This window comes from Deinococcus rhizophilus (assembly GCF_030271215.1).
Lineage (GTDB): Bacteria > Deinococcota > Deinococci > Deinococcales > Deinococcaceae > Deinococcus > Deinococcus rhizophilus.
On the sequence record NZ_JASNGB010000408.1, the window covers coordinates 1 to 450 of the forward strand.

At 76.0% G+C, this 450-nt stretch carries 2 protein-coding genes; one reads left to right on the forward strand and one right to left on the reverse strand.

The genetic code is table 11. From position 1 onward, the window contains the following. Positions 1-202: glycosyltransferase family 2 protein (locus tag QOL99_RS17595; protein WP_285525700.1), on the reverse strand; the 202-nt coding region annotated here is incomplete at its 3' end. 35 nt (positions 203-237) lie between these two features. Between QOL99_RS17595 and QOL99_RS17600 the strand changes: the two genes are divergently transcribed. After that, positions 238-450 (forward strand): polysaccharide deacetylase family protein (locus QOL99_RS17600; RefSeq protein WP_285525701.1); only part of this gene is annotated, 213 nt, incomplete at its 3' end.

Sequence of the window (450 nt, forward strand, 5' to 3'; positions counted from 1 at the left end):
CCGGCTCGCGGCACTCCAGCACCCGCGCTCCCCAGGCCCGCGCGACCGCCGCCGTGCCGTCGTGGCTGGCGTGGTCCACCACGATGACCTCGCGTGGGGCGAGCGTCTGGCGCTGCAGGGCACGCAGGGTCAGCGGCAAGGAGGCCGCCTCGTTGCGTGCGGGGATAACGACCGTGAACTCCGGCCTGCTGACCTCTGGCACCGCGCCAGGGTAGCAGGCAGGCCGGGCACGGGCCCATGAGCCTCTGGAGGTGGGCGGTCCTCGCCGCGCTGGGGTCCGTCCTCGCCGCCGAGGTGGGGGGCCGCGCCGCCGGGTGGGGGGCGCTGGGTCCGGGGAGCCGCGACCGCCCGAGGGTGGCCCTCACCTTCGACGATGGTCCGGGCGAGCGCACCCCTGAACTGCTGGCCGTGCTGGCCCGTCACGCGGCTCCCGCGACCTTTTTCGTGACC